Source organism: Aquiflexum sp., from assembly GCF_977115555.1.
In genome coordinates this window covers 1-1,554 of the sequence record NZ_CDSBKL010000630.1, presented here as the reverse complement: position 1 = coordinate 1,554, position 1,554 = coordinate 1, and the positions used below count along the sequence as shown (strand labels likewise).

Here is a 1,554-nt window from a genome sequence, read left to right as displayed (position 1 = left end):
TGGGTTTTTAAATAATTACGAAACCCATCTGCCATCGGCTCGAGCAACCCAAAAGGTGTGACATCAGTCTGCGCTGCAGAAGCGTCCATCCTGCTTGTCCTTTCCGGAAAAAACCAAACCGTTCCATTCATTACCTGCGATGAGATGTTGGCTTACAACCAAGACAAGAATTTAAGTCTGTGGGAATTGGCTGTCAGGTATGAAAGTATCCGGGGAAATATTACCTCCGTGGAAGTGCTTGCCAAAATGGAGCAAATCCGCCTTTTCCTCAAAAATGCGGTGAAAACCGGTTTGAAAGGAACACAATTCGAAGACCGGATTTTAGGGCCGCAATCTGTGAAATTCAAATCCATAATGGAGGACAAAAAACTGATCAGGGGGATGTTCTGAACCGGATCATCATGTATGTGTCAGCGATCATGGAAGTCAAAAGTTTCATGGGTGTGATCGTCGCCGCACCAACTGCGGGTTCTTGCGGAGCAATGCCCGGGGCTGTTTTGGGAGTAGCGGATTCTTTGGAACTTTCAGACGAGGAGACCATCCAAGCCTTGATGATTGCTGGTTTGATCGGGGTATTCATTGCTGCACATTCTACTTTTGCGGCGGAAGTAGGCGGCTGTCAAGCCGAATGCGGTTCCGGTGCCACAATGGCTGCTGCAGCAATTGTCCACTTGGCCGGTGGTAATTTAAACCAAAGCATTTCTGCTGCTTCAATGGCCTTACAGAGTTCTTTGGGAATGATCTGCGACCCGATTGGAAACAGAGTAGAAGCTCCTTGTCTCAACAGAAATGTGATGGCCGCTTCCAATGCGCTCTCCTGTGCCAATATGGCATTGGCAGATTATGACCATCTTATCCCTTTGGATGAAGTCATCGAGACCATGTATGAGGTGGGGAAAAGTATACCGAATAATCTGAGATGCACCAATCTGGGAGGATTGTCCATCACCAAGACCGCCAAAGAAATCGAAGCTAGATTGACGCAGAAGTATTTTTATAAGAATTGTTGATCTGGTCAAAAAAGGGGGAAATCAAAATTCAATTTAGAATAGAAGGGTTATATATAGAAAAAACTTAGGAATGGATTCATTTTGTCACTAATGTCCATTCATTCCAAGTGTCAAAATTTCTCTTTATTAGGTGAGGACTATATAAAACTGCGGCTATTCCAATAAAGACTGCACTGACCTCAAGTAAACTTTTTGCATCTTCCGGTGTATCTGTTAATAATAAAATTGGAGAGGTAATTAATCCAATAATCCCTATGTATCCGAAAATAGATGCACCAACAGCATCCCTGTTCATTAATTTATTTGTCACTTGACTGACAGACTTAATTTGAATGGTGACGATTTCAGACTCTTCGTGTCGGCTGTAGGTTGATATTTCAAATAAACTGTCTGTCGAAGATATTATTCGTCCTGTTACAAAAGTCGAATCAGATATTTTAAAAGTTAAAATGCTTTTACTTTTTATTTTTTTTAAATGGCCATTTTCATTGTTTCTTAAATAAACACTTTTTTGGGCAAGTGTCAGAAATATTGGAATCAGCAT

At 41.7% G+C, this 1,554-nt stretch carries 3 protein-coding genes; 2 read left to right on the top strand and 1 reads right to left on the bottom strand.

Going from position 1 to position 1,554, the window contains the following annotated elements:
- Positions 1-57 precede the first annotated feature (57 nt).
- Both ACZFYI_RS20265 and ACZFYI_RS20260 read left to right on the top strand, forming a co-directional pair.
- The gene (locus tag ACZFYI_RS20265) at positions 58-390 is read left to right on the top strand and encodes a hypothetical protein (RefSeq protein ID WP_462525932.1); all 333 of its coding nucleotides are present in this window, start codon (positions 58-60) and stop codon (positions 388-390) included.
- 17 nt (positions 391-407) lie between these two features.
- Positions 408-1,010: an L-serine ammonia-lyase, iron-sulfur-dependent, subunit alpha gene (locus ACZFYI_RS20260; protein ID WP_462525931.1), complete on the top strand. Its 603-nt coding sequence runs from the start codon at positions 408-410 to the stop codon at positions 1,008-1,010.
- Between the two features lie 76 nt (positions 1,011-1,086).
- On the opposite strand, the gene ACZFYI_RS20255 is transcribed toward ACZFYI_RS20260, so the two are convergent.
- Positions 1,087-1,554: hypothetical protein (locus ACZFYI_RS20255; RefSeq protein ID WP_462525930.1), on the bottom strand; the 468-nt coding region annotated here is incomplete at its 5' end.